This is a genomic window from Rhodophyticola sp. SM2404, from assembly GCF_053570515.1.
Window position 1 is genome coordinate 32,986 of the sequence record NZ_JBSEDL010000005.1, and the last position, 26,877, is coordinate 59,862.

27 protein-coding genes and 1 pseudogene are annotated in these 26,877 nt (G+C 43.7%); 2 read left to right on the forward strand and 26 right to left on the reverse strand.

Annotated elements, in window-relative coordinates:
* Positions 1 to 67 precede the first annotated feature (67 nt).
* The gene (locus ACTYEO_RS08890) at positions 68 to 1,261 is read left to right on the forward strand and encodes a Wzz/FepE/Etk N-terminal domain-containing protein (protein ID WP_449323382.1); all 1,194 of its coding nucleotides are present in this window, start codon (positions 68 to 70) and stop codon (positions 1,259 to 1,261) included.
* A 387-nt stretch (positions 1,262 to 1,648) separates the two neighbouring features.
* Here the strand turns inward: ACTYEO_RS08890 and ACTYEO_RS08895 are convergent, their stop codons facing one another.
* Both ACTYEO_RS08895 and ACTYEO_RS08900 read right to left on the reverse strand, forming a co-directional pair.
* Complete coding sequence (locus ACTYEO_RS08895) at positions 1,649 to 2,728, reverse strand: MraY family glycosyltransferase (protein WP_449323383.1); 1,080 nt, start codon at positions 2,726 to 2,728, stop codon at positions 1,649 to 1,651.
* Between the two features lie 367 nt (positions 2,729 to 3,095).
* The gene (locus tag ACTYEO_RS08900) at positions 3,096 to 3,470 is read right to left on the reverse strand and encodes a hypothetical protein (RefSeq protein ID WP_449323384.1); all 375 of its coding nucleotides are present in this window, start codon (positions 3,468 to 3,470) and stop codon (positions 3,096 to 3,098) included.
* 199 nt (positions 3,471 to 3,669) lie between these two features.
* On the opposite strand from ACTYEO_RS08900, the pseudogene ACTYEO_RS08905 reads away from it, so the two are divergent.
* A pseudogene (locus ACTYEO_RS08905) lies at positions 3,670 to 5,004 on the forward strand (IS3 family transposase).
* Positions 5,005 to 5,039: 35 nt separating this feature from the next.
* On the opposite strand, the gene ACTYEO_RS08910 reads toward ACTYEO_RS08905, so the two are convergent.
* The 24 genes from ACTYEO_RS08910 to ACTYEO_RS09025 all read right to left on the reverse strand — a co-directional run bounded on the left by ACTYEO_RS08910 (position 5,040) and on the right by ACTYEO_RS09025 (position 26,749).
* On the reverse strand, positions 5,040 to 5,195 hold the full coding sequence (locus tag ACTYEO_RS08910; RefSeq protein WP_449323385.1) for a hypothetical protein: 156 nt from the start codon (positions 5,193 to 5,195) through the stop codon (positions 5,040 to 5,042).
* 159 nt (positions 5,196 to 5,354) lie between these two features.
* Positions 5,355 to 6,314, reverse strand: coding sequence for a GDP-L-fucose synthase (fcl, locus tag ACTYEO_RS08915; RefSeq protein WP_449323386.1), 960 nt, complete (start codon positions 6,312 to 6,314; stop codon positions 5,355 to 5,357).
* Between the two features lie 9 nt (positions 6,315 to 6,323).
* A complete protein-coding gene (gmd, locus tag ACTYEO_RS08920; protein WP_449323387.1) occupies positions 6,324 to 7,442 on the reverse strand; it encodes a GDP-mannose 4,6-dehydratase in 1,119 nt (372 codons plus the stop codon).
* An 11-nt stretch (positions 7,443 to 7,453) separates the two neighbouring features.
* On the reverse strand, positions 7,454 to 8,455 hold the full coding sequence (locus ACTYEO_RS08925) for an EpsG family protein (RefSeq protein ID WP_449323388.1): 1,002 nt from the start codon (positions 8,453 to 8,455) through the stop codon (positions 7,454 to 7,456).
* A gap of 3 nt (positions 8,456 to 8,458) precedes the next feature.
* Positions 8,459 to 9,439: a hypothetical protein gene (locus ACTYEO_RS08930; RefSeq protein ID WP_449323389.1), complete on the reverse strand. Its 981-nt coding sequence runs from the start codon at positions 9,437 to 9,439 to the stop codon at positions 8,459 to 8,461.
* Positions 9,436 to 10,107, reverse strand: coding sequence for a class I SAM-dependent methyltransferase (locus ACTYEO_RS08935; RefSeq protein WP_449323390.1), 672 nt, complete (start codon positions 10,105 to 10,107; stop codon positions 9,436 to 9,438). Before ACTYEO_RS08935 ends, ACTYEO_RS08930 begins: the two co-directional genes overlap by 4 nt.
* Positions 10,108 to 10,179: 72 nt before the next feature.
* Positions 10,180 to 11,223 carry a CgeB family protein gene (locus ACTYEO_RS08940; protein WP_449323391.1) on the reverse strand — a complete coding sequence of 348 codons (1,044 nt, stop codon included), beginning with the start codon at positions 11,221 to 11,223 and terminating at the stop codon, positions 10,180 to 10,182.
* A gap of 65 nt (positions 11,224 to 11,288) precedes the next feature.
* On the reverse strand, positions 11,289 to 12,128 hold the full coding sequence (locus ACTYEO_RS08945) for a glycosyltransferase family 2 protein (RefSeq protein ID WP_449323392.1): 840 nt from the start codon (positions 12,126 to 12,128) through the stop codon (positions 11,289 to 11,291).
* 6 nt (positions 12,129 to 12,134) lie between these two features.
* Positions 12,135 to 13,097 carry a class I SAM-dependent methyltransferase gene (locus ACTYEO_RS08950; RefSeq protein WP_449323393.1) on the reverse strand — a complete coding sequence of 321 codons (963 nt, stop codon included), beginning with the start codon at positions 13,095 to 13,097 and terminating at the stop codon, positions 12,135 to 12,137.
* On the reverse strand, positions 13,090 to 14,022 hold the full coding sequence (locus ACTYEO_RS08955) for a class I SAM-dependent methyltransferase (RefSeq protein ID WP_449323394.1): 933 nt from the start codon (positions 14,020 to 14,022) through the stop codon (positions 13,090 to 13,092). The genes ACTYEO_RS08950 and ACTYEO_RS08955 overlap by 8 nt, the downstream gene beginning before the upstream one ends.
* Entirely contained in the window at positions 14,016 to 14,669 is a 654-nt protein-coding gene (locus ACTYEO_RS08960; RefSeq protein ID WP_449323395.1) for a class I SAM-dependent methyltransferase, read from the reverse strand. Before ACTYEO_RS08960 ends, ACTYEO_RS08955 begins: the two co-directional genes overlap by 7 nt.
* On the reverse strand, positions 14,670 to 15,887 hold the full coding sequence (locus ACTYEO_RS08965; RefSeq protein WP_449323396.1) for an ABC transporter ATP-binding protein: 1,218 nt from the start codon (positions 15,885 to 15,887) through the stop codon (positions 14,670 to 14,672).
* The gene (locus ACTYEO_RS08970) at positions 15,884 to 16,666 is read right to left on the reverse strand and encodes an ABC transporter permease (RefSeq protein WP_449323397.1); all 783 of its coding nucleotides are present in this window, start codon (positions 16,664 to 16,666) and stop codon (positions 15,884 to 15,886) included. The genes ACTYEO_RS08965 and ACTYEO_RS08970 overlap by 4 nt, the downstream gene beginning before the upstream one ends.
* Positions 16,656 to 17,756, reverse strand: a complete 1,101-nt coding sequence (locus tag ACTYEO_RS08975) for a DegT/DnrJ/EryC1/StrS family aminotransferase (protein WP_449323398.1) — start codon at positions 17,754 to 17,756, stop codon at positions 16,656 to 16,658. The genes ACTYEO_RS08970 and ACTYEO_RS08975 overlap by 11 nt, the downstream gene beginning before the upstream one ends.
* Positions 17,753 to 18,112: a sugar 3,4-ketoisomerase gene (locus ACTYEO_RS08980; RefSeq protein WP_449323399.1), complete on the reverse strand. Its 360-nt coding sequence runs from the start codon at positions 18,110 to 18,112 to the stop codon at positions 17,753 to 17,755. The genes ACTYEO_RS08975 and ACTYEO_RS08980 overlap by 4 nt, the downstream gene beginning before the upstream one ends.
* Positions 18,100 to 18,978, reverse strand: a complete 879-nt coding sequence (locus ACTYEO_RS08985; RefSeq protein WP_449323400.1) for a sugar nucleotidyltransferase — start codon at positions 18,976 to 18,978, stop codon at positions 18,100 to 18,102. Before ACTYEO_RS08985 ends, ACTYEO_RS08980 begins: the two co-directional genes overlap by 13 nt.
* Positions 18,978 to 19,967, reverse strand: a complete 990-nt coding sequence (gene rfbB / locus ACTYEO_RS08990; protein WP_449323401.1) for a dTDP-glucose 4,6-dehydratase — start codon at positions 19,965 to 19,967, stop codon at positions 18,978 to 18,980. The genes ACTYEO_RS08985 and rfbB overlap by 1 nt, the downstream gene beginning before the upstream one ends.
* A 10-nt stretch (positions 19,968 to 19,977) precedes the next feature.
* Entirely contained in the window at positions 19,978 to 20,745 is a 768-nt protein-coding gene (locus ACTYEO_RS08995) for a glycosyltransferase family 2 protein (RefSeq protein WP_449323402.1), read from the reverse strand.
* Between the two features lie 5 nt (positions 20,746 to 20,750).
* A complete protein-coding gene (gene metK, locus ACTYEO_RS09000) occupies positions 20,751 to 21,932 on the reverse strand; it encodes a methionine adenosyltransferase (protein WP_449323403.1) in 1,182 nt (393 codons plus the stop codon).
* Positions 21,933 to 21,945: 13 nt separating this feature from the next.
* The gene (ahcY, locus tag ACTYEO_RS09005; RefSeq protein ID WP_449323404.1) at positions 21,946 to 23,331 is read right to left on the reverse strand and encodes an adenosylhomocysteinase; all 1,386 of its coding nucleotides are present in this window, start codon (positions 23,329 to 23,331) and stop codon (positions 21,946 to 21,948) included.
* A 6-nt stretch (positions 23,332 to 23,337) separates the two neighbouring features.
* Positions 23,338 to 24,771: a mannose-1-phosphate guanylyltransferase/mannose-6-phosphate isomerase gene (locus ACTYEO_RS09010; RefSeq protein ID WP_449323405.1), complete on the reverse strand. Its 1,434-nt coding sequence runs from the start codon at positions 24,769 to 24,771 to the stop codon at positions 23,338 to 23,340.
* Position 24,772: 1 nt separating this feature from the next.
* Complete coding sequence (locus tag ACTYEO_RS09015; protein WP_449323406.1) at positions 24,773 to 25,333, reverse strand: sugar phosphate nucleotidyltransferase; 561 nt, start codon at positions 25,331 to 25,333, stop codon at positions 24,773 to 24,775.
* On the reverse strand, positions 25,264 to 25,593 hold the full coding sequence (locus ACTYEO_RS09020) for a sugar phosphate nucleotidyltransferase (RefSeq protein WP_449323407.1): 330 nt from the start codon (positions 25,591 to 25,593) through the stop codon (positions 25,264 to 25,266). The genes ACTYEO_RS09015 and ACTYEO_RS09020 overlap by 70 nt, the downstream gene beginning before the upstream one ends.
* On the reverse strand, positions 25,583 to 26,749 hold the full coding sequence (locus tag ACTYEO_RS09025) for a nucleotide sugar dehydrogenase (RefSeq protein WP_449323408.1): 1,167 nt from the start codon (positions 26,747 to 26,749) through the stop codon (positions 25,583 to 25,585). Before ACTYEO_RS09025 ends, ACTYEO_RS09020 begins: the two co-directional genes overlap by 11 nt.
* Positions 26,750 to 26,877: the final 128 nt, after the last annotated feature.

The following is a 26,877-nucleotide window of genomic DNA, read 5'->3' on the forward strand; positions in this document are numbered from 1 at the left end:
GCAGCGGCTCGGATGTTGCATAACCGAGGAAATTTGCTACCTATCGCCCAACACACTGGGGATGGACATGCCTGACACACAGCAACACGACGACGAAATCGACCTCTTTGAACTCGTGCAGACCCTTTGGGACGGGAAGTGGCTAATTGGCGGGATATCATCCGCCGCCCTCGCAATAGGCGGCGCTTATCTAGCGGTCACACCCAACAGCTTTGACGCTTCAATTGAGCTGAGCCCAATCGACGCCGTGTACGCCTCCGAATTCCGACCCATTGAGGGGGCGTTGCGCAGTTTAGAGAGTGCCGGCCTGAACAGGCCGACGCCAATAGAAGGGACCGACATCGCCCCTATCGACCATACTGATATCGTGAGTTCCACTGGCCTAATGTCCGAATTTTCTGCTGTTTTGCTACGACGCGACACGATCGCCGAGGCAATACGCCAGTTAGGCATGCCAGACCCGCGGAATTACGACACGGAGGCGGAGTACGACCAAGAGCTTACGCGTCGAGTTTTTGAAGTTGGAATAAATTCAGTAGAAATTGCAGCGCCAACACCGTCGGGCACGACGAGAGGCTGGGAAATTAGCTGGCAGTCTGATGACACATCCCGAAGCGATGCATTCATTGACGAGCTTATCGACTTAACCAATGCGGCCAGCCGCCAGCGCGTCTTGGAGCGCATCAATGCCGAGGCGAATGAAGCCCTGCGCGCGACTACGCGACGTGGCGCGCAAATTGAGCGCCAAATTGAGAATAGCCTCCAAGATTACCAAATAAATATAAGCGATCAGCTATCATACTTATCTGAGCAGGCATCACTGGCCCGCTCCCTTGGAATAGAACAGGGAACGGGAACGGGAACAAGTTTTTCCACCTCACAGACACGCGCAAGCCCAGCGGGCCCACTAAGTGGAATGACTTACATGGACGGGTACCTCGCCATTGAGCGGCAAATAGAAATTCTCTCGTCACGCGAGCAATTGGAGGCATTCGTGCCGAACCTGCGCGGCCTGCAGTCAGAACTCCGCTCGCTGCAGCAAGATACGACGCTGGAAGATATTCAGCAGGCCGTAGGCGCCACCCCCCTGCGCGACGAGCAGAATTTTCAGGCAGTGCAGTACGACCTATCGGCAGTAGAAATCAATCACCACAAGAAGCCCTCGCTCATACTAGCACTCTCGCTCGTGCTCGGCGGCTTCTTTGGAGCCGCCGCAGTCCTCATTCGCGGAGCGCTGCGATCACGCGTGACCCAAAGTTAACTGCTCGGGCTGATGTCCCGACGCGGGGTCGCCCTAGCGACACACCATGTTTGGGCGCACCAACCCCGGCGCGAATTTTCGCGAATTAGTCCGCATTGTCCCAGCCGCCAAGACAAAGCTCGCCCCAATGCCCGCCGCTGGGGACACTGCCGCCTCAGGTTTGCACCTCAGTGCAAATGCGAGCGCTTTAAATACGCCAACAGCCCGTCGGGATTGCAAAACGCAATAGTGAGCCCCCACACTCACCACTGACAACCGAAAGCGCTATGGATAGGGGCGCTGGAGGCAGCCCCACTCTGTGGCGCTGCCTCACCGCTCAGCCGTTACTGTTGGAAGCATAACACCGCCGCCGCCACAGTATTTGCTAAAACTCAGGCGCCAGTGGGGTCACACTCGGCGCCGACCCCTCCGCGCCCATTTAATTCCAATCAAATACGCCAAGACGAAGCAGGCAGAAGACAACACAGTAAAAATTACGCTGGCTACGTGGCTGTTATAGAACACGGTCCCCAGGACCATCGGGGCAATGGCCAGGGGCGTGATGACCACTGTCGCCAGTGGGTTCGCAATTTCGCGGCGCCCGCGACCCAGCACGGCCACCTCAAGTCCCCGCATCACGAGCTGGTGGAAGTGCAGGCGATCAGGCTGCATCATGTCGCGGCCGCGAGTGCCGCGGCGCCAAATTGCGAGCACAGTGTCGGCAATTGGCCAGAAAAAAATCAGCAGGACCGCAAATGTCGACACGTCCGGCGACATCCAAACGACGGACACCGCCGTCCAAACCAAAATATGGCCAATGATATACGCGCCACCATCTCCCAAGAAGAGGCGCCCAAATGGAAAATTCACGACCATAAACCCAGCCACCGCCGCGAGGAGGAGGCCGAGCGCCTGAAAATGCGACCAGAGCCCCACTTGCGCGCAGATGGCCATCAGTGCCGCGCAGGCGCCAATGGACACAACTGAGGACAGGCCATTAATGCCGTCAATGAGATTAAATGCGTGGGCCACTCCAGCGCAGGCCACTACTGTGAAGGGCACGGCAAAGACCGGCCAAGCCATCGCAACATCCAGAATTGCCACATCTAGCCTGGGCAGCCACTGGCCGAAGGCCACCACGAAGCCCGCGCCGGACACGACCGCCGCCAGCAGGCGCAGCCTAACGCCAGTGGCCACACCAAAATCCTCGGCCACTCCCGCGATAAAGAGTGGGGCGGAGACAATTAAGAACAATTGATACGCGGCAGACAATTCGGCACTCACGAACCAGAACCAAGTGCCGATAAAAATGGCACCGACTACCGATAAGCCGCCCAGCCTCGAGGTGGGGCGCGTGTGCGACGACTGCTGCGCCGACAGATCCGACGCGCCCCGCCCAATGCGCACGAAAACGAGCGCCACGCTCAGCACCAGCGCCGCGGAAAATACAAAAACAAAGTTGATTAAATGTTCACTGTTTAGGGCCACTTATTTCACCTCGGTGTAAGTCCCAGTGTTATGCTAAAGACATTGAGTGGGGCCAACAAGCAATAACTGAGGCAAGACGGCGGCCCCGAGCAACAACCACACGGCAGCCGCGCGGGTGCCACTACCCGAGGGGCGCGCTCCAGGAGTGCCACGTCGCCAGACCGGACCCAACCCAATCAGCCCGCGCGGGGCAACTCCCACGCCCGCCAGGCCCCGCACTCGGGGCACTCACAGGGTTGGCCCCCGCGGGCCACCACTGGCGTCGCATAATCAGCGTTTCGTGACATTTGGGTTAGGCCACAATAGCGACACTGCGAAATGACCGAAGGACACTAACTGCATGATGGCCTGACAACGCAGCGCTCACTCACTGCGACGTTCGCTGACTTGAGTGAATAATCCCCCTGCCCCTCAGGTATCCATAGGCCACGGCGATGAACGCCATGCCGGAGTGGCCATGCTCATTCATCATCGCCGTGTTACCCAGCCCCGCCACTGCGAAGCCCACTGCGACCAGCAGCGCCCCCAGAGCCGCACCGCGGTCGACCGGGTCGAGCTGCTCGCGGCTAAGCGCAATCGGCAGGAAAGTTCGGAAATAGAGGAACAGCAGGATGGTCACCATCGCAAAGCCAACCAGGCCCCGCTCAATGAGCATGGTCGTCCACAAATTGTGGCCGTGGGCATGGTGCCAGTAGACATTCAGATCATATGCGATGCCGTCAGCTTCTAGCGCCGCGCGCACCGCATCCTCTGACGTGGCTCTGCCAAAGCTGAACCAGCCAGTTCCAATAAGTGGGTGCAGGTCCCACACCGCTAAGGCAGAGTTCAGGATCTTATCGCGCCCAGAGAACAAATTGTCTGACGTCAGCGCCTATGGGTCCAAATAGGGTTATTTGCTAAGAGAGGGTTTGTTGCTCATCGTAACCACTGAGGAGTGGACGATGAGAAAGACAACCAAGACACCCGGCGAGAAGATCGTCAAAGACATCAAGCGCGCCACGCGTAAGCATTATTCATCGGAAGAGAAAATCAGGATCGTGGTGGATGGCCTGCGCGGCGAGGACAGCATTGCAGAGCTGTGCCGACGTGAGGGGATCCCCCAAGGCATCTATTACAAGTGGTCGAAGGACTTCATGGAGGCTGGTAAAAAGCGGCTGGCAGGCGATACAGCACGGGCTGCGAACACTGATGAGGTGAAGCCGTGAAGCTAAGGACCTCAAAGAGGTAGTTGCGGAGCAGACGCTCGAATTGCGCCTTCTCAAAAAAAGCATGACAGGCGATGGGGGCGACCACGAATGAGGTACCCTGCATCAGAGAAGTTGGCGATCATCCGGCTGGTCGAGGAAAGCCATCTGTCGGCCCGTGTGACACTAGCCAAGCTCGGCATTCCACGTACCACGTTCTACCGCTGCTATGATCGATATCTGCAGCGTAGTGAGGCTGGATTGCAGGATTAATCACCGAAGCCAAAGCACGTTTGGAACCGCGTGCCTGACGAGGTGAAGCGCAAGGTTGTCGACTTCGCCCTGCAGAAGACGGAACTGTCACCGCGTGAGTTGGCGGTGACATTCACGGATCAGGAACGGTACTTTGTGTCAGAATCCACTGTCTATTGCGTGCTCAAGGCTCATGACCTAATCACCAGCCCAGCCTTCATCGTTCTCAAAGCAGCCGATGAGTTCCAGCACAAAACGACAGCCATCAATCAGCTTTGGCAGACCGACTTCATCTACATCAAGGTATTGGGCTGGGGCTGGTTCTATCTCAGCACTGTCCTTGATGATTACAGCCGCTACATCGTGTCCTAGAAGCTTTGCACGAACATGCGGGCAGAGGATGTGACGGACACGCTGGACCTCGCATTGCAAGCATCGGGCTGTGATCAGGTGCACGTCGTTCACAAGCCACGTCTGCTCAGTGACAACGGCTCTAGCTACGTCTCAGGTGACTTGGCAGACTGGTTGAAGGACAAGGGGATGAAGCACTCTCGCGGCGCGCCATATCATCCGCAAACGCAAGGCAAGATCGAGCGCTGGAACCAGACCTTAAAGAACCGCATCTTGCTGGAAAACTACTTCCTGCCGGGGGATCTTGAGGCCCAGATCGAGGCCTTCGTCGACCACTACAATCATCAGCGCTACCACGAGAGCATCAACAACGTCACACCGGCCGACGTCTACTTCGGGCGTGACAAAGCCATTCTGAAACAACGCGAAAGGATCAAACGGAAGACACTCGAAACGCGGAGCTTGCATCACCACCAGCACGCCGCATAATCAAACCAACCAGATGAGCCAAACTCTCTCTTAGTTTAGGCCGCCATTGGTTCCATAAACACTGACGACGGACAAGCGAGGCCAAAGCCATAGGCGGCAGCAATTTCAGCAATGTCTGGTTTAGGGTCAGAATAATGGTAGGCATTTTCGGGCCTTGCTATGGCAGACAAAAGCAATCCCTCATCACGCATTAAACATGCGCCCACCCGCCCCAGAAACCCTATTAGAGAAACCAAAAATCAATGGACAAATATAGGGGGCTAGACATGGTGGATGCTCGAATGCAGAGACTGTTTCGAGATATTTGCGGTTTTCGCAGCATAACATTTGGAAGTGATCCAGTATCACGCCTACATCCTTAAAAAGGAACTGTTTTTAAGAAAATCTGCATAAGCTAATTCTAACCCAGATCGCAAATTGGTAGGTGCAATATAACCAAGTCTATGCAATGTTGAAACATCCATCAACTTACGCATTGTTCCGTCAGGTTTGGATGCATCAAATATGAGCTCACCATTAAAGCCAACAACGTCTTTGATAGTTTGGGCAAGTTCATTTATTGTAATGTCAACGCCTGTTCCGACATTAATGTGCGATAACATCGGCTCTATATTTTCTGCATAAATTGTTTGGTCCAGAGTGTGTACAAACAAGCTGGCTTCAGCCATATCGTCCACATACAAAAATTCACGCATGGGCTTTCCCGACCCCCAGACGATAACTTCATTTAGATTGTTTAATTTAGCTTCGTGGAAACGTCTGATCAGTGCCGGGACAACATGACTATTTTCAGGATGATAATTATCTCCCGGCCCATATAGGTTCGTTGGCATCACAGAACGGTAGTCTCTACCATATTGGCGATTATAACTCTCACACATTTTGATCCCAGCGATCTTGGCGATTGCATAGGGTTCGTTTGTGGGCTCGAGTATTCCAGTAAGGAGGGCATCTTCACGCATTGGCTGTTCTACTGATCGTGGATAAATGCAGGATGAGCCAAGAAAGAGTAATTTCTGCACATCATTCATGTGTGCTGCGTGGATAATGTTATTTTGAATTTGTAGATTTTGATAGATAAACTCGGCCGGATAGATATTATTAGCATAGATGCCACCGACCTTAGCTGCGGCTAGAATAACCTCATCGGGCTGTTCCGATTTCATAAACTCATGGACGGCTCGCTGATCACACAAATCCAGTTCGTCGCGATTGCGCGTAGAGATCGCAGCATCAGACTGACTTTGTAATTTTCGACAAATAGCGCTGCCAACCATTCCCCTGTGACCTGCAACAAAGATTTTTTTCATCACTTAGCCTTAGTTTTCAATCGACACGGGAAGCTCGAGATCATGCTCTTTCAGGAGCGCAAGGCGTCGCGCAGCCTTGTGGTCTTCTTCAACCATCTCCTTACACATTTCTTGCGCAGTTATCTCAGGCTCCCAACCCAGTTCAGCTTTTGCCTTGGACGGATCTCCTAAGAGCGTCTCAACTTCTGCAGGTCTAAAGTAGCGCGGATCAATTTTAACAATTACCTGACCCACTGAGATCTTTGGCGCAAGATCACCAGAGACACCTGTTACGACGCCAACCTCATCTATGCCAGAGCCTCTAAACTCAAGATCGATGCCAAGTGCATTTGCTGACCAAGTAATAAATTCTCGCACCGAATATTGCTTTCCTGTCGCGATAACATAATCCTTAGCGTCATTTTGCTGAAGCATCATCCATTGCATGCGCACATAATCTTTGGCATGACCCCAGTCACGCAATGCATCAATATTGCCCATGTGCAGGCAGCTTTCTAGCCCAAGAGCAATGTTGGCTAGTCCACGCGTGATTTTGCGCGTAACAAAAGTTTCGCCACGACGGGGGCTTTCATGGTTAAATAAGATACCGTTACAGGCAAACATGCCGTAAGCCTCTCGGTAATTTACGCAAATCCAATATGAATATAATTTCGCAACCGCATAGGGAGATCGTGGATAAAAAGGTGTTGTTTCATTTTGAGGCGTTTCCTGAACCAACCCATAAAGTTCCGAAGTCGAGGCCTGGTAAAATTTTGTCTTCATTTCTAAACCCAAGAAACGTATGGCCTCTAACAAGCGCAATGTTCCAATGGAATCGACATCGGCTGTGTATTCAGGACTTTCAAAACTCACCGCAACGTGAGACTGCGCTCCAAGATTGTATACTTCATCAGGCTCGATATCTCGCAGTATACGCGTTAAATTTGAGCTATCCGACAAGTCTCCATAATGAAGCTTGAAGCGGTTATTTATAACATGCGGGTCCTGATAAATATGATCAACACGCTGTGTGTTGAAGAGCGACGATCGTCGTTTAATTCCATGAACTTCGTAGCCTTTATTTAACAAAAATTCTGCTAGATATGAACCGTCTTGGCCCGTAACCCCAGTTATAAGTGCTTTTTTCACGTGTTTACTTCCTACGATAATAATTCTCGGAACAGTGTTTTGACTGCCGAATCCAATCCAAAACCATTAGTTTGCCACTTTACTATCGAATTAAACCTGAAGATTCCCAGCAGTGAAACGATAATCGTATAACTTGATAGATTTAATCTTGTAGAGTAAAGGAATGCGTACATAAATATAAAGTAAAAATACTTATGGTACCGTAAGTGCGCTAAAGAATTAATAAATGTCAAACAATAGAACAAAAAACAATAAATTAAAAATATCCTGACCTTGTGATCAGCCAAATAATATGCAGTAGCAAAATATAATAAAAATTTTACCTCGCTAAGAGCTGAAACCGAACCGTCATTTTTGCCCTGGTACGCATGAATTTTGTATTCAAGTGTTGCGCGAACAAGATTTAGTTCTTCGGAAAACATCGTTACTACAAAGATAAAAACTACAAGAATTTTTTTATAGTTGGATCTCACTATTTCGATTAAGTTGTATTTTGAAATAATAAATAATAAAAGAATAGGTAAACAAAAAAAATGAGTAAATATAGCCAAAGTACCCCAAATAAATTTTCCATATCGCTCCCTGCTGACGAAGAAATTCAATAAGAAGGCACCTGCAACAAATTGTCGTGTCAGAAAAAATATTTCGGTTGGATTATAAAAATTCAACGTTAATGGTATAACAATGAGAACAAGTTTAACTCTGCGCTTATTGCTAAATCTCAGGATTCCTAAGATAATCAAAGAAATAGTCAAAAATGACCAAAATATATGTATCGTGTATGGCGTTAAACCAGAGGTTGATAATAACTTTGAAGTATAACAAAATACAGGCTCAAACCCCATACAATTTACATAATGATAAGATAAACTTTGAATTTGATGGTAAAATTCAAAATATACTGCTGTGTCAAAAATAATTTCTCGTTGCGTAGTGAGATAGGTGTAAAATATCACGTAAGGTAGAAATAAAACAACCACAACTACAGTCTCTGTATAACGTTGTTTTAACATCAATTAATAACGCTTTATACGACGTAAAAGTGCTTTAATCCAATTTGGAAAGTAAGCTTGCACAATTCTGCGGAGTAGTAAGGATGTTTTTTTGATCGACGTAAAGTTGTATGGGGCCTCATGCATTATCGCTTCGATTTTTTCATAATTTTTGGTTGAGACGTCCTCGTATAACATGTAAATACTTTCTGGAACGTCACATACATCAGTGTAAAACTTTGACAATCGATCATATCTATCTCTGGCGATGTGCGTAAATTGATGAAAATGATAGAAGATTAGAGGTGAAGCGTTTGCAAATATCTTCCCATCGTCTTCACTGAAACTTATATCTTCATAATTCCACGGCGCGACGCCCGCCCCTAGATTTCCGTCAATTACCACACCTTCATATCGTTTTGGCCAATAATCTAAATATTTCTGATCGCCCATTTTGCCGTCCTCAAGCTTGTAATAACACCACTCAAGACAATCAGATCGCCAATCGAACAGGACTTTCCTTCCCACTTGATTGTTAACGAATGTTACCCATTGAACGCAAAACTTGCCATTAACTATTCGGTCCATCAACCTACGTGAAAAATTATGAGGCGTGATTATACAAGATGTATTTCGCTTTATCTGAGAGAAGATTATATTTGGGTCAGAATAAAAAAATATATCAGAGTCTAAATATGTAAGCGTATCGAATTCAGGGTTGTATTTTTCAAATACATAAGCCGTAAGAACAGAAGAAAGTGTCCAATAATACTCCACCAATCCTCTATTACCTTTGGCAGTCAGTACATTTTCATCTTCTATTTGTACTAGAGTTATTAAATTAATATTCCGCTCTTTCAATTTTAAAATTAGCCGCTCAGTATATTTATCAAGAGCTAAAACAAATATACGGGCGGACGGATCAAACTTCTGTAAAGATTGGATCATTGAAAGACCCTTTACAGAATAATTTTTATCAAAAAGACAGCAATAAATATGCTTCATAGAATTCTTTCGTATATCATCGTTGCTACTTGACCATTATCACTCACGGATAGTGGTATTACATTTTTCAGTTGGAAACTTTTTGAAGCTAACAGTTCATTGATATCATTAATAGAAAACTGCCACTCAAGTGTTGGACTTCCATATGCCGATTTTATGTATCTTTTTGTGATAGTATCACTCAATGGTGTACGGTGGAGAATAAGAATCCGGTTCGCCACCCTAGCCGATTCAATAAGGGCGATCTCCCAATTCGGTATATGCAGTAACACACAACCCGACACGACGCATTCAAATTGACGGTCATCAAATTCCCCAAGATCTTGAGCATCCATTTGTTGTAAATTAATATTTGGAAATTTCTCAACACCAAATTCAATGAATTTCTTTGAAAAGTCGACACCGGTGTAACTAGAATTAGGAAACGAGCGGTTTAAAACTTCGCTGTAATATCCAGAGGAACATCCTACTTCTAAAACATTGAAACAATCGTTGATTTCGTAGCTTGTTTCCAAAGCTTCCCGAAAGGATCTAAATTCAGTGGTTTCTATATTTTGCTTCAGACGTTGAATTTGTTGCGACACGATTTTCCATTGCTCACAGGGCGTGCTTTCAAGCTGCCAAGTCTCAATTGTTTTTTCGATATCTACATCACTAAAAACGCTCACTTCCTTATACGAATGCGATACCGAGTACGAACGCTTAATCCTAGCCCTAACTAACCTTAAAATATTTAACATCTACAGATACCTGCCTAAAATTTGAATCAGTTCGCTCATTCTATTTTTATAACTATGCTCACTGAGTGTTCGTTTCTGACCGCGTTGCGCTATTTCTTCGACTATCTTTAAATTATTTTGTAGGTACTGTAACTTTTCCTTCAACTCATCTAGTGATGAATAAGTGACGACCTCTTCATCCAACACAAATAAGTCTCCTAAATTATCTTTCATGTCTGTGATTAAACATGCGCCCATTCCGGTGGCTTCAAACAATCGCATATTGTTCGCATTATTTTCCGATACGTCAATGTGGCGATTTAAAGTAATCAATGAACGCCCCAAGGTTTGATACATCTCTGTCCCCCATACCTCACCCTGATGGAGATTTGTCAAATTTGGATCTAAGTTTTCTGCCCCATATCCAAAAATAGAGAGGTCAATTACCTCCGAAGCAGCCATTAATAACGGTATCGTACTGGAGTGATGGCGGCTAATACCACCAACAAAAGAACAAGTGATATCCCTTGTAGTATTTTTCGGAATACTGTCTAAAATTGTACTTTCAAACGCAATTTTGAAATACTCACTCATGATTCCCAACTCTTTAAATCGATTCACGAAATGGGGAAATGAAGTAAGTATCAAATCATAAACTTTTAAGAACTCTAACCCAGGCGTTGGGCATGCGATTTGTCCAACGATTAATTTTACTCCTAGTCCCCTAATCTTTTGAGCACAATCGGGAGTGATAAAACTCAAATCTTGAGAATAGACTACATCCGGCTTAGCTTGACTTATTTCTCTCAAGATATAATCATCATATGAACTATTATATAACCCGACCTTCCGCAAAATATTTAAACGATTTAATCTGTATGGTATATTAAGCTTCACCACATTAAATAGTTTATTTTGCTCCTTCCAATATTTCTTTTGCAAAAACTTGCTGTTTGGAATAATTTCAAAGGCTTCCACGCCGTATTCTGCTAAATTTTTTGAATAAAAATTTCCTGTCCCAAACATAGAGTTTCTAAGATAATTTTGACACTCTTCATGACTCATGCCTAACATTTTAGGCTCTAATTTTTTCAAATACGCTGGATAATAAGTGTCTATAATTATGATTTTCATATTTTACTGCGAGCCCTAAGTTTCCATACACCCTTCCCGATAACGATTAAGGGGTAAAGTAGTATAAAAGATTTTTTTATTGTCATTAAATCAAAATAAAATTTAGCTATGACATAATTCGATGACCTCCTCCAAAAGTATTTTCGTAAAAAACTTAATTTTTTCATGTTTCCAAAATTAGTATCGCTGTAGACAAAAATATCTGGATGAGTAACTAGTTTATAATTTTGCTGTTTAAACCGGAACGAAATAAGGTAATCAGCAAAGTATTGTGGAGTGAAAAATTCATTGCTCTTACCTAATGTCATAAATTCAGAAGCCGGATAAAGAGTTCCGCGACCACTAAGTAAAGATAACTCTATTACGTTATCATATTGCTGAGTATTGTTTATGCGGTCAGTTATTTTCAGTTTTTTACGATTATAGCAAGCACCAACACTGATTAATTCTGATGTATCAATATCTTTTATCATAGACCCGATGCAAACCTTGGGGCCCAGACATGCTGTGGACATAAGCTCACGTAGATAATTTGTAGGCAACCTAGTATCATCGTTCAAAAGCAAAACAAAATCATCCTGCCGAATGGAGCGATCATTCTTCAAGTAATGTATTGCATCATTGATTGCTCCAGGCCACCAACGATTACCACGTGTAGCGATAACATTTATATTCTCAATGTGCTCCAACACCGCAGACGTTTCATCTGTGGAAGCGTCATTAACAACGCATATCTCCACGGGTATTTGGCAGCCCTCTTGATACCGAAGATCTGAGAGCAATTCCGAAAGTTGTTTTATACGATTAAATGTTGGAATAACTACAAAAATAGTCATAGTGATTCATTTTTTTACTGCGATTATACAGATGCTTTCCCCTTGACCGAAAAAGTCTAAAATTCTCGCTATTACTGGCGTGAGAATAGACAACGAAGCCAATAGAGTTTTCCTTTTAATTTTTTCAAGTATCGTATTGCGTTCACTCTGCGAATTCTTTTGACGATCCCAGATGTATATTTTGTCCAGACCCAAATAACGTAGCACTTGTATTTTTAACCATAAGTTAGGTGTTTTTGTATAAATCTTCTGGATCTTCAAGTCATGTTTTTGGAGCATATTTTTCATAACGTTTTTATTAAAGTGACTAACATGAAAGGGTACATGCCAATTTATCCATGAACTTTCTGACAATCGCGCAACCAAGCTTTTTGAATTTGGAACTGATATAAATATTAACCCACTATCTTTTAATCGTGCTTTGGCATTAGTAATTTCTCGCTCTGGGTTTGTTACGTGCTCCAAAACCTGATTAAAAGATATAATATCAAAGTCGGCGAAAGAATTAGGAGCGTCAGAAAGCATACCAGTGTGGTGAGTTAAACCAAATTCTTCTGCGAATGTCTTTGAAGTTGGATCGGCTTCAATCGTCCAAACATCACAGTTACTCAACTTCGCTTGTAAAGCACTTCCACATGAACCAGCTCCCACATCTAAGAATTTATCTCCTGCCTTAGCGATGAATTGACCTTGATTGCTTGTGCCGTTTATAAAATGGTTTATACGTAATATTAACGAAAGTTTTGGGTTCTGATATTTAATTTGCTCTGCATTTTCAGAAGCTCTGGGATAATATTTTTCGTATAACGTGGGCAGTTTCTTATCAGTTAAAAATGGATATGTAAAACGATAGCTACACTTCTTGCAATCCAGTATAGAAACAACATCAGGACATCCATAGCGATCATCTCTTATATTCTCAAATAGATTTTCTACATCGCTCGAATTACATAATTTGCACTTAACCATCTAAAACATTTTCTCCATTTCCATCACCAATTTGAAATAAGATACGTTTGCCAATCACGGGATATCTGGATCCGTCAAAATCATTCTTAAATGACTGATCCTTATAACAATAGTACATCGGTTCTCTGCTGACCCTAGAAATCAAAATTTGCGACAGCATATTTATTTCGTCTTCGGAAAGGTTGGCATTTCCATCGATATCGATGTTTTCTGACGCTATTTTTTTCTCTTCAATATTCTCTGATGCGCCGCCATTGAACCGATAAGTATGAAATTTAACCTCATTTTCCCACCTCAATAATGAGTTAAATAATAACTGCTTTTGCCAAAAATACTCTTGAAATTCTGTTTTAGTATTTGAGCACCAGTCACGCATACATGGACTCGCTTCTGATGAAGCAAATCGCTCATTTTCTAAATATTGAAAGAAAAATAATTCATTATCATGCGGCACAACTTGCCAATAGTGTTGCTTCGATGTTCCAAGCATAAAATCCTTACCATATCGAGGAGTCTCAATAAGTCCACTATCACTAATTCGCACTATCTCAGGTATAGCTTTTTCCAAATTAGGGACGTGTTCCAAAACATGGGTACAGAAAGAAAAATCAAAGGATTTATCTCTGAACGGCATATCTTCAATAGAGCACACAACAACGGGTCTGTCTTCGTCTAACATGCCTGCTCTATGGAAGCTTGCATCTGGATAAAAGTCAGTCAATACATTTGCGTAAGGATTTGGCTTGGCGCCACTACCTATATCGATGATAAATTTTTTCTGTATAGAATATGCTATATCTGGCCCCAAGAAGTCTCTTTGATAACTCCAGCTTAATTGATCTTTTAATAGGTTCTGAGTTACATTTTTTCTTCTCAGTTCAAGTCCAAAATATTCAAAGAAATTTTTAGTCAATTTTCTTAACATTTTTTTACCACCGCAAAATTAGTATTTTCTAAATAGTCGATCTCATATTCTTCATAAAATTCACTTATAAATTCCTCAAAACTTTCTGGACTCCAAAAATTACGATGTCCAGTCCAAGTATCCTTACGACCGTCTGGAACAGTTATTATGAGATGACCCCCGCTATCCATTGTTTGGAATATTCTCTCGACAAATTTACGAGGTCTTGGAACATGTTCTATTACCTCGGTACAAAACACAAGGTCGTACTTTCGAGGCAAGGTCAGCTCATATAAATCGCCACAAACGAATTCTATGCTCCCATTGAGAGATTTCACAACTCTTTCTGCGGTTGAAGCATAATCTATCCCTAAATGGGTTGCACCAATTTTCCTTTGTATTAAAATATTTAATAAGTCACCTGTGCCACAGCCAACATCCAAAATATGTGTTTTAGAAACAACGCTTATTTTACTTACAGCTAATTCTACCACAGATTTTAAAAATTCTAATCGGTTTTTGTCCATATATATTTTTATATTCATATCATCAGCAAACATTTTCTCGTATGCATACTGATCATTCGCCTCCATCATCTCTCGGAACTCTATCGACTTTTGGTGGAATTTCGATTTTTGCTTAAATTTATATTTCAACCATGAATACATTTACAAAATCCATTGATGATTACATACGAATTTTCTGTATGCATCTGGGGGTAAAGCACCCGTACCAAAAAAATCGTTTGCTGCAACATCAAATTCTACAGCATTTATTATCCACTCTTTTACAAGTCCTCGGGATGTTATGTGAACATTTATACCATAGGTGCCAGGACCAAGTTGCCATTCTGGAACAATAACAGACAATGAATTTGTACCTTTTTTTAAGCTAATTTTTTCTCCAGTTAGTTTATTCGATAAAAGCATACGCTCTTCCTGATACAATGTGTTGATACCTAAACTAACTTCAACATTCTCATAGGCGTTCTGAGACAAAATTTCTAATTTAAATATTGCTTCGCTTCCCATTTTAATAGCACCATTGATATCTCCATCTTTATTTTTAACGGCAATATTTTTAACTTCGATATCTGTAATGACTTTACGTTGTACCGCTTTGTTATCAAACGCATTAGTGGTCTTAGTCGTTCCGTACTGTTGCAAAGCAAGATGCGTGTCGCCAACAAACGTTACTTGTCCCTGCTCAAGCAATGCACACTTGTCACATAAGCTTTCGATAGCAGCTTGATTGTGTGACACGAATATGATTGTGCGAGAGGATCCAGAGATTTCTTTCATCTTGTTAAGGCATTTTTTTTGAAATTCGGCATCACCAACAGCTAAAACTTCGTCGACAATTAGAATTTCAGGCTCCAAATGAGCAGCGACTGAAAAAGCAAGCCTTACATACATTCCAGATGAATATCTTTTTACTGGCGTATCGAGGAATTTCTCGATACCTGCAAAATCAACTATTTCATCAAACTTGCGAGAAATCTCATGGCGCTTCATACCCAAAATTGCGCCATTCAAGAATATATTTTCTCGACCGGTGAGTTCTGGGTGAAAGCCGGTTCCAACTTCCAGTAATGTTCCCACTCGACCTTGAAATGAAACACTGCCACTTGTAGGTTTCGTAATTCCAGATACTATTTTCAAGAGAGTGCTTTTGCCCGCTCCATTAGAACCTATCAATCCAAGCACTTTTCCCTGCTCTAAAGAAATATTCACATCTTTTAATGCAAAAAAATCTTTGTCGTTTTCCTTTTTTTGATTTCCTTTGAATAAATTTGCCAACGCTTCTCTAAAATTGTCTGGAGCCGTAGAACCTCCTAAGCGATACGATTTTGACACATTTTCGATTTTAATCGCATAGTCCATCATATATAATCCGCCATAATGTCACTAGTTCTTTTGAAATACCTAAATCCACCAACAAAACTTATAAGTGCAAAAACGATAAATGAGGTAAACGCACTTAATCCTGGCATAGGGTAACCATCCAAAACCATAAATCTGGAAAATTCAACACAAAAAGTTAATGGATTGTATGCCAAATATTGAGCTGCATTTGGTCCAAGGGCAGCTAACTCATACCCCACCGGGGTAATATAAATTCCAACTTGCAACACAAACGGTATCATGAAACGAAAATCGCGATATCTTGCCGTTGCCGCAGAAATATATAGCACAGGACCAAAACTAAGGATTAGTACCGGAATACTTGCAATTATTAGGCCAAATACAGACGTGAAATTTACATGAAATCCCATGAAAATTGCCAAACAAATAAATACAATTATATTTATTAAATAATCTAAGACGCCGACACCGATACAGGATAATGGCAAAAAAATTCTGGGAAAATATACTTTTGTAACTAGATTTGTATTTGCTAACAAGCTATTCCCACCTTCCGACAAAAAATGGGAAAATAGTATCCAGGGCAACATTGCACAGAAGATAGTCAGTTGATACGGATAATCTCCGTGCGTTGGCATATTTGCAACTTTCTGAAATACAAAAGCAAATATTACAATGGAGATTAAAGGCCTTACTATTGCCCACAAAATACCAAAAAGGGTTTGTTTGTATCGGACTAAAATATCCCGCCAAACTAGTATAAAAAAAAGATCTCTGTACTTCCAAAACTCAGTTAGCATTTTCTTCAGCCTGATTTAATACTTTACACACTTCTTCAATTTCTTCGGCAGTGTGCACTATAGAGCAAGGAAGGCTCAAAATTGTATTTGAAATTTTCTTTGCAATTGGGTGTAGCGCGCTTATGTGGTTTTTAAGTGCAGGTTGGTCACATAATGGAACTGGATAGTGAATTTCACTTTTTATTCCGTTACTATTTAATACTTCTCTTATCTTATCTCTGCTCTTCAATCGGATTGGAAAAATATGATATGTGTCCCGCTTATCAGCTTCAATCACTGGTAAGGAATACCTTGTAGAGTCAAGTAATTGAAAGTACTGATCTGCCACATCACGCTTTTTCTGAATGTAACTTTCTAAGTACTTCAACTTTATTCTAAGAATTGCAGCCTGGAGTTCATCCAATCTTGAGTTCACTCCTAGCCTCTCATTTAAATATTTTTTAGACGAGCCATAATTTCGTAAAGTTTTAATTTTTTCTGCAAAGAGTTGATTATTTGTTACAACTGCACCGCCGTCGCCTAAAGCACCTAGGTTTTTTGTGGGATAGAAAGAGAAACAGCCAAGGTCACCAAATGTTCCCGATTGCTTACCATTTAATGTTGATCCATGTGATTGCGCGCAGTCTTCGACAACGAATAGATTATATCTTCTCGCAAGCGCGCAAATCTCTTCCATGTTTGATATTTTTCCATACAAGTGAGTAACTAGAATAGCCTTTGTTTTGGGCGTAATATTCTTTTCTATCGATTTTGCTAACATTGAATAAGTATCAAGGTCAGGTTCCACAAATATAGGTTTTAAGTCATTGTGCACGATACTCAGAATTGTTGCGATGTAAGTATTCGATTGTACAATAACTTCAGAACCTGACGGTAAATCCAAACACACGAAAGACAGCGTTAGAGCATCCAAGCCATTGGCTACTCCGATACAGTGGTCAATGCCTAGGTACCGTGAAAATTCTTCCTCAAATTTCGCTGTATTCTCCCCGAGAATGAAATACCCACTATCGAGAACCTGTTTTATCGCTTCATCAATCTCAGCTCGATAATTGTCATTTAATTTCTGCAAATTTTCATATTGTATCATTTTGGCATCTCAAAAATGTAATCATCATACGAATACACGGTGCTCGCTAAGACAAGAAGGCAAGCATCTTCCAGAAAGGTCATTCGCCTGTATTCATGAGGTAGTAACAACAATCCAAATGAACCCGGAATGAGTATTTCAACTTCAGTATGATTATGTGACATCGCTTCAATTTTAATCTTACCTTGAACCGAATATAATACCATTTCCGTGTGATGATGTGCGTGATTACCCCGAACCTGATCTTTCGGCGCTTTAATAGTAAAAAATCTTTTACAATCGAAGGGTAGATCGTCAAATACGTCCAACATCCCTCGCTCATCAATCACTGATGTAGTAACTTTCACGTGCTGCATGTTGCTAGGCCTTTTAAGTAAATCCCATAGTTTGTTTTTGCATATTTTCTGCTTAATGCAATTAACGCATCGCTGGTAATCCAGTTTTTCTGAAACGCAATTTCTTCTGGACAGCCTATCATCAAATTCGTCCGCCTCTGTAATATCTCAACTAAATTTCCAGCATCAAGCAAATCGCGAGGATTTCCAGTGTCAAACCAAATATGGCCTCTACCAAACTTCTGCGCGTTTAATTCACCGTTTTTCAAATAAATATTGTTAAGGTCGGTTATTTCTAATTCGCCTCGAGAAGAGGGTGTTAGTTGAGCGGCAAAATAAGAAACATTTTCGTCATAAAAATACAATCCAGTCACGGCATTGTTGGACGGAGCATTCAACGGTTTTTCAATAATATTCCTAATTTTACCATTTTCTTTGTATTCAATTACGCCGTAAGCTGATGGATTAGATACCTCTTGCACAAAGAGTGTGGCGCCATAATCGTTTAGACTTGGATTTGTAATGTCGCGTGTTAGCTCATTTCCGATGAAAATATTATCGCCCAAGATCAAGGCACATTTTTTGTTCTGAATATACTGTTTGCAAACGTTAAATGCGTCAGCAATTCCTCTTGGCTCTTTTTGACTTACATAGTGCAGTGTCATTCCAATTTCTGAACCGTCACCAAAGTAACTAGCGTAAACTTCTGTATTCTCTGGATTAGTGACGATGCAAATCTCTCTTATGTCCGCAAGCATCAACGTAGATAGTGCATAGTAAAATTGGGGCTTATCATAAACAGCTAATACTTGTTTACTGACGCCTAAAGTAATTGGCCACAGTCTAGAACCTGTCCCACCTGCTAATAAAATTCCAATGCGCGACATTATCTAGCTCCTCCCCACGACTTCAGATACCATAAAATGGTTTGACGAATTCCTTCTTCTATACAACAGGATGGCTCCCAATTTAATTCAGTCATTAGCTTGGAACTGTCAATTGCATATCTTCGATCATGACCAGCGCGATCTTCAACATATTTCAATAATGATTCAAATTCATGATTTAAATACCGAGGATCTCTTTTCAGCATTTCAAAAATTAATTTGATCAATTCAATATTTGGTAACTCATTATTTCCACCAATCAAATAGCTGTTCCCAGAAACTCCGTTCCGTGCGATCTCGATCAAAGCACTCACATGGTCATCAACAAATAGCCAGTCACGCACATTCAATCCATCACCATATACAGGTATGGATTTACCAGAAATTGCGTTTTTGATTACCATCGGGACAAGCTTTTCGCTGTGTTGTCTCGGGCCATAATTATTCGAACAGTTTGTGACAATGACGTCTAAGCCGTATGTTTCAAACCATGCCTTAGCTAAATGATCAGCCGCGGCTTTTGATGATGAATAAGGACTTGAAGGTTTATAACGTGAGTTCTCGCTGAATTTTTCTGCAGATCCGAGCTCAAGTGAGCCAAATACTTCGTCGGTAGATACCAGAACAAAACGACAGTTTATATTTTCTAATCTCACTAACTCTAATAGATTAAAGGTACCAATAATGTTAGATTCTATGAAAGGTCCCGGGCCTTCAATTGACCGGTCTACATGACTTTCTGCAGCCAAATGAAATATGATATCTGGAACAAAATTTTCTACGGCAGCCTTTAAAGCTATTGGATCTGCTAGGTTGACCTTCTTAAAGTCATAATTGGAGACATCTTCTATGTCCTGCAAATTACCAGTGGCAGCTCCAGTACGCATGTCATCTAAATTTAATACATCAATTCCTTGGTCTATGAGATATCTAACCAAGTTTGATCCAATAAATCCATATCCACCTGTTACAATTACTGATTTCAACATTTTTTGTTTTCTACCTTAACTTTAGAAAAGCTCGTGGCTTAATCTCAAATATTTTCAAGATATACCTGAGGTATATAAGAAATTTAAACTTCTGAATATTATGCGTACTCAGGATTTCGTAGATTTCTGTATTTATGACACGCCTACTAGTCGACTTCGTACTGGCACCACCATATTTCATTTTCAATGTATAATTTGGACAATAATTTATTTTAATACCCGCTTTTTTCATTTTACAGAAATACTCAAAATCCCCACATATTTTATAGTCAGTACTGTAAAGTCCCAGTTTTTTATATACACCATTCCTTAAAAATAATGTGCTATGCGGAGGTATAATACCAAACTTTAAAAGCTTTGTCCAAGAATTAGAAATTCTATAAACTCTAATTGGAAATTTCTCTGACAATTTATAATAAAAATGACAATTTCCAAAACACCCATCTAAAGAGTTTTTGGAAAGAGTTTTTACAACTTCTGCGACGGAACCGTCACTGCTGAAAATATCGTCAGAATGCAGAAATCCAATTATGTCTCCTGATGCACGTTTAATACCTTTATTAATGGCATCATAAATCCCTTTATCAGGCTCCGAAGTTATGACCACCTGGTCTGAACCAGCTGCATACTCGCGAAGGACTTCCAACGTCCCGTCAGTTGAGCCACCATCTATCAAGATATGTTCTATGTTAGAATAACGTTGGGAGCTTACACTTTCGAGACAAGCACGTATTGTATCGCTTCTGTTCAAAACCACAGTGACAATTGATACTTTCAATGCGCCTAGACAGCCGCTTTCAGCGCATCGATCAGATCGGTGCGCTCCCAGCTGAAGCCGCCATCTGCATCAGGCGCGCGGCCAAAGTGGCCGTAGGCAGCTGTGCGTTGATAAATCGGTTTGTTCAGGCCCAGATGCGTACGGATACCGCGTGGGGTCAGGTCCATACAGTCTGACACAGCCTTTTCGATCTGCTCTTCACTGACCTGACCTGTGCCAAATGTATCTGCGTAAATCGAGAGTGGACGCGCAACGCCAATCGCATAGCTCAGCTGGATCGTGCATTTCTCGGCCAAACCTGCGGCCACCACATTTTTCGCCAAATAGCGCGCCGCATAGGCTGCAGAGCGGTCAACCTTGGTCGGGTCTTTCCCAGAAAATGCGCCGCCACCGTGGGGGGCTGCACCGCCATATGTGTCCACAATGATTTTGCGCCCTGTCAGGCCCGCATCCCCATCAGGTCCGCCAATCACGAATTTCCCGGTTGGGTTCACGTGCCATGCGGTATCTGCGGTAATCCACCCCTCAGGCAGGGTTTCGCGGACATAGGGTTCAACGACTAGGCGCACATCATCGGATGTCATGGTTTCATCCAAGTGCTGTGTCGACAAAACAATGGATGTCACACCAACGGGCTTTCCGTCTTCATAACGCACTGACAGCTGGGATTTTGCATCCGGTCCCAATGTGGGTTCTGTGCCATCCTTGCGCACCTCTGCTAAACGGCGCAGGATCGCATGCGAATACCGAATAGGGGCTGGCATCAACTCTTCGGTTTCATGCGTGGCATAGCCAAACATGATCCCCTGATCGCCCGCACCTTCGTCTTTGTTATCTGCGGCATCCACACCTTGGGCGATATGCGCCGATTGTTCGTGCAGCAGGTTTGTCACCTCGACGGTTTCGTGGTGAAATTTATCTTGTTCGTATCCAATATCTTTGATGCAAGCGCGCGCGATTTCATCGATGCGGCCCATATAGCTTGATAATTTCTCTTTGTCGGACAGGCCCACTTCGCCACCGATCACAACGCGGTTCGTTGTGGCAAATGTTTCACAAGCGACCCGTGCCTCTGGCTCTTCTGCCAAAAAGGCGTCCAAAACCGCATCAGAAATGAGATCGCAAACCTTATCGGGGTGTCCCTCAGAAACAGACTCCGACGTAAATACATATGTGCTTCTTGTCATGTCTTTTTCTTTCTTAGTATCTGTAATGTTCTGGCTTGAATGGGCCTTCTGGTGTGACGCCGATGTAGTCTGCTTGATCTTTGGCGAGTGTCGTAAGCTTCACACCGATGCGATCCAAATGCAGGCGCGCAACCTTTTCATCCAAATGCTTTGGTAGGATATAAACATCATTGTTATATTCATCACCCTTAGTCCAAAGTTCGATCTGCGCCAAAACTTGGTTTGTGAACGAGGCTGACATCACAAACGATGGGTGTCCAGTTGCGTTACCAAGGTTCAATAGACGACCCTCTGAAAGCAAAATGATGCGATTGCCCGATGGCATTTCGATCATATCCACCTGATCTTTGATATTGGTCCATTTGTGGTTCTTTAGGTGTGCAACTTGGATTTCATTGTCAAAGTGACCGATGTTTCCAACAATCGCCATATCCTTCATCGCGCGCATATGTTCGATGCGAATGACGTCTTTGTTACCTGTTGTCGTGATAAAGATGTCAGCCGTTTCAACAGCATCTTCAAGCGTTAGAACCTCAAATCCATCCATCGCAGCCTGAAGCGCACAGATCGGATCAACCTCGGTTACCTTAACACGCGCACCCGCCCCGCGAAGTGATGCGGCAGAGCCTTTGCCCACGTCGCCGTATCCACAGACAACTGCGGTCTTACCTGCCATCATCGTGTCGGTTGCGCGACGAATGCCGTCAACAAGGGACTCTTTACATCCGTACTTGTTATCGAACTTGGACTTTGTAACGGAATCGTTCACGTTGATCGCAGGGAACGGCAGCTGGCCATTTTTCACCAATTCATACAGACGGTGAACACCCGTTGTTGTTTCCTCTGACACACCTTTGATCGCATCGCGGGTTTTCGTGAACCAACCTGGCGATTGTTCCATACGCTTTTTGATCTGCGCCTTGATCACGGCCTCTTCTTCGGACTGTGGCACGGGAATGATATCTTCACCCGCTTCTGCACGTGCGCCCAATAGAACGTACAATGTCGCATCACCGCCATCGTCCAAGATCATGTTTGGACCTTCTGGGAACATAAAGGATTTATCCAAGTAATCCCAATGCTCTTCCAATGACTGGCCTTTGATCGAAAAGACAGGAATGTTCGCTGCTGCAATGGCTGCCGCTGCGTGGTCCTGTGTTGAAAAGATGTTGCAAGACGCCCAGCGCACATCAGCACCCAATGCCACCAATGTTTCAATCAAAACAGCTGTCTGGATCGTCATATGAAGCGAGCCAACGATGCGTGCGCCTTTCAATGGCTTGCTTTCGCCGTATTCAGAGCGAAGCGCCATCAATCCAGGCATTTCAGTTTCCGCAATGTCCAATTCCTTGCGGCCAAAATCCGCTAAAGCTATGTCTTTAACAACGTAATCACTCATCTATTTTTAACTCCTCGAATAAATGTCTTCGTATCTGATGATATCGTCTTCACCCAAGTAACTTCCAATCTGCACTTCTATCAACAACATGGGCAACTTCCCTGGGTTTTCCATCCTATGTATCGCACCCAATGGCACGTACACGGACTGGCCTTCAGTTATGCACTGAACGTCTTCATCTATTGTAACCTTCGCTGTACCTTCAACGACAATCCAATGTTCAGACCTGTGATTGTGACTTTGTAAGCTCAGCGCTGCTCCGGGCTTCACACAAATGCGCTTCACTTGAAAGCGTTCTCCTTTTGCCAAACTCTCAAACCATCCCCAAGGGCGATGATCTTTAGGAAATATCTCTGCTTGTGCAATGTCCTTTGCTCTGAGCAAGTCTACAGCTTTTTTGACGTCCTGCGCGCGGTCTTTCGGAGCAACAAGTACAGCATCAGGCATTGCTATCGCCATGATGTCAGTCAGTCCAATACCTACGACCTGCTGACTAGTACTCTCAGAGCGCAGCAGACTATTTGAGCATTCAATCGCATGTGCGGTATCAGAGGTGGCATTGCCCGAGGCATCGGTCTTACTCTCGGACCAAACTGCATCCCACCCTCCCAAGTCTGACCATTTTGAAAGGTAGGGTACTGCGACCAAGTTCTGCGCCTTTTCCATAATAGCGTAGTCAATGCTAATATCTTGAAGTTTTGACCAAGGTTCTTTGGACAAGCGCAAGAAACCTAAATCAATTAAGGCTTCATCAACGGCCTGCGAGACAAAGTCGAGAGTTTGGTGCTCGTGTGCTCTGAAAGCATCGATCATATCTTGCGCCCGGAATAGAAATATTCCCGCGTTCCAAAGATAGTGGCCAGCTTGGACCATCTGCGTGGCATTATGTAAGTTGGGTTTTTCTATAAACGTCTTGAGATCAGATGAGCCATGCTCATCTAGGGGCGCTGAAGATAATTCTAAATATCCGTATCCTGTCTCGGGATGTGTTGGCCTGATGCCCAACGTAACCATCTTTTGATTTTGGACATGTGCTAATCCCACCTTGATTGCATCATGGAACGCATGCGTGTCGGGGATCACATGATCAGATGGTGCAACCAATAGAACTGCGTCCTTGTCCTTTGCGTGCACAAAAATGCTTGCAGCTAATATCGCAGCGGCTGTATTTTTTGTCTCCGGCTCAATCAAAATAGGTCCGGGATCTATGCCGATTTCCTGCAATTGTTCTCCAATGATGAAACGGAAGTCAGAGTTCGTTAATGTAATATGTGGAGTGAACTCAATGATGTCGGATGAAGTGAGACGTTCAGCACTGCTTTGAAATAAAGTCTTTCCACCCATAAGGTTGGCAAACTGCTTAGGGTATGATTTCCGTGATAATGGCCACAGTCGAGTTCCTGAACCACCAGCTAGTAGAACCGGACTTATCTTTAACATATTAAATTACCAATCTCTTTTCATATTCATGCGCGGCTGCCTGCATACACCCATTCAACGCCCCACAATCAAACCGCCGACCATTAAGGCGCACAGTTTCGACAGAACCCTGCTGTGCGTGCATGTTGATCGCATCTGCCAATTGAATTTCACCATCTGATCCCGCCTTCAGGCCCCGCAAGGTATCGAAGATATCGGGCGTTAAAACATACCGTCCGATAGACGCCAGATTTGAGGGTGCATCATATATATCGGGTTTTTCAACCAGTCCCGCAATACCCGCACCAGACCCATTTGGCACAACAACGCCGTATTTTGAGATATCAGGCCCATCGACCTCCATCACTGAAAGTTGCGGCTTTCCACTGCTGGCAAACGTTTTTGCCAGATCCGCAGTCACACCGGGTCCGTAATCCGTAAGAAAATCGTCTGCCAGCAAAACAGCGAAGGGATCACCGCCAACAGATCGCTCCGCACATAATACAGCGTGGCCTAAACCCAACTGCTCGGCCTGACGTACAAATATACACTCCACACCCGCAGGAATGATATTTCGCACCATGTCGGCCTGCGCATTTTGCCCTTGGCGCGCAGCATGTTTTCTAATTCATTATTCGCATCAAAGTGATTTTCAATCGCACGCTTATTTCGGCCAGTCACAAAAATTAATGTGTCAATACCAGCAGCAATCGCCTCCTCCGCTGCGTATTGGATCAAAGGCTTATCCACGATTGGCAGCAGCTCTTTTGGCATCGCTTTAGTAGCTGGAAGGAAGCGAGTACCAAAACCAGCAACGGGAAATACGGCTTTTCTAATTTTCATGGAATAAATCTCTCGTAAATACTTTTTCTAAAACATTTTCTAAATCAGCAACCATACGATTTGCTAAAATGATATCCACACTATCCTTAAAAGCACTTAGATCTGTTTCAACGCGAGAATTATGGAAATAAGGCTCTTTTAGCGCTGGTTCATACAAAACAACTTCAATACATTTGGCCTTGATCCGTTTCATAATGCCCTGGATGGAGCTCTCACGGAAATTATCGCTCCCCTCCTTCATCACAAGCCGATAAATGCCAACAGTCTTGGGTTGAGTTTTAATAATTACATCTGCCAAGAAATCCTTGCGCGTTGAATTGGCATCAACGATTGCGCGAATGATATTCTGCGGAACGGCGTCATAATTCGCCAACAGCTGTTTCGTATCTTTCGGCAAGCAATACCCACCATAACCGAATGAGGGGTTATTGTAGTGATCGCCAATGCGCGGATCTAGAGACACGCCATCGACAATCTCGCGACTATTCATTTCACCAGCCAACGCATAACTATCCAATTCATTAAAAAACGCCACCCGCATCGCAAGATATGAATTTGAAAACAACTTAATAGCCTCAGCTTCGCGCGAACCCGTCAACAAAATATCAATATCAGACTTTATGGCACCCTGTGCTAGCAATTGCGCAAATACCGCTGCACGCTCTGATTTCTCGCCTACAATGATACGGCTTGGGTATAGGTTATCGTGTAGCGCCTTGCCCTCTCGCAAAAACTCTGGCGAAAATATCACAGCACCGGTATGTAATCGCTCTATCACTTCGTCAATAAACCCAACCGGTATCGTAGATTTTACGACGATGCAGGCATCGGGTTCATTGGCAAGGACTTGCGCAATCACTGCCTCAACCGACGACGTATCGAAGAAATTTGTCTTTTCATCATAATTGGTAGGCGTCGACACAATCACATAGTCAGCGCCAATAATTGAGCCTTTCAAGTCTATGCTAGCTGAAAGGTTCAAACCCCTCTTGGACAAATAGTCAGAAAGTTCAGCATCAATGATAGGAGACTTGCGCGCATTCAACATATCTACGCGCTCCTGTGAAATATCTACGGCAATGACTTCATTGTGCTGCGCCAACAAGACCGCATTCGAGAGCCCTACATACCCCAAACCTACAACAACAATTTTCATGGATTACGTCTCAAATCTTCTTTTTTACGGCGTCGGAAAATTCTCGCCTGACCTACCATAACACCCCATTATCGGCCGCTTTAAGCAGGCGCTCCGCAACAAAGTCCGCAATTGTGACTACGTGCGGT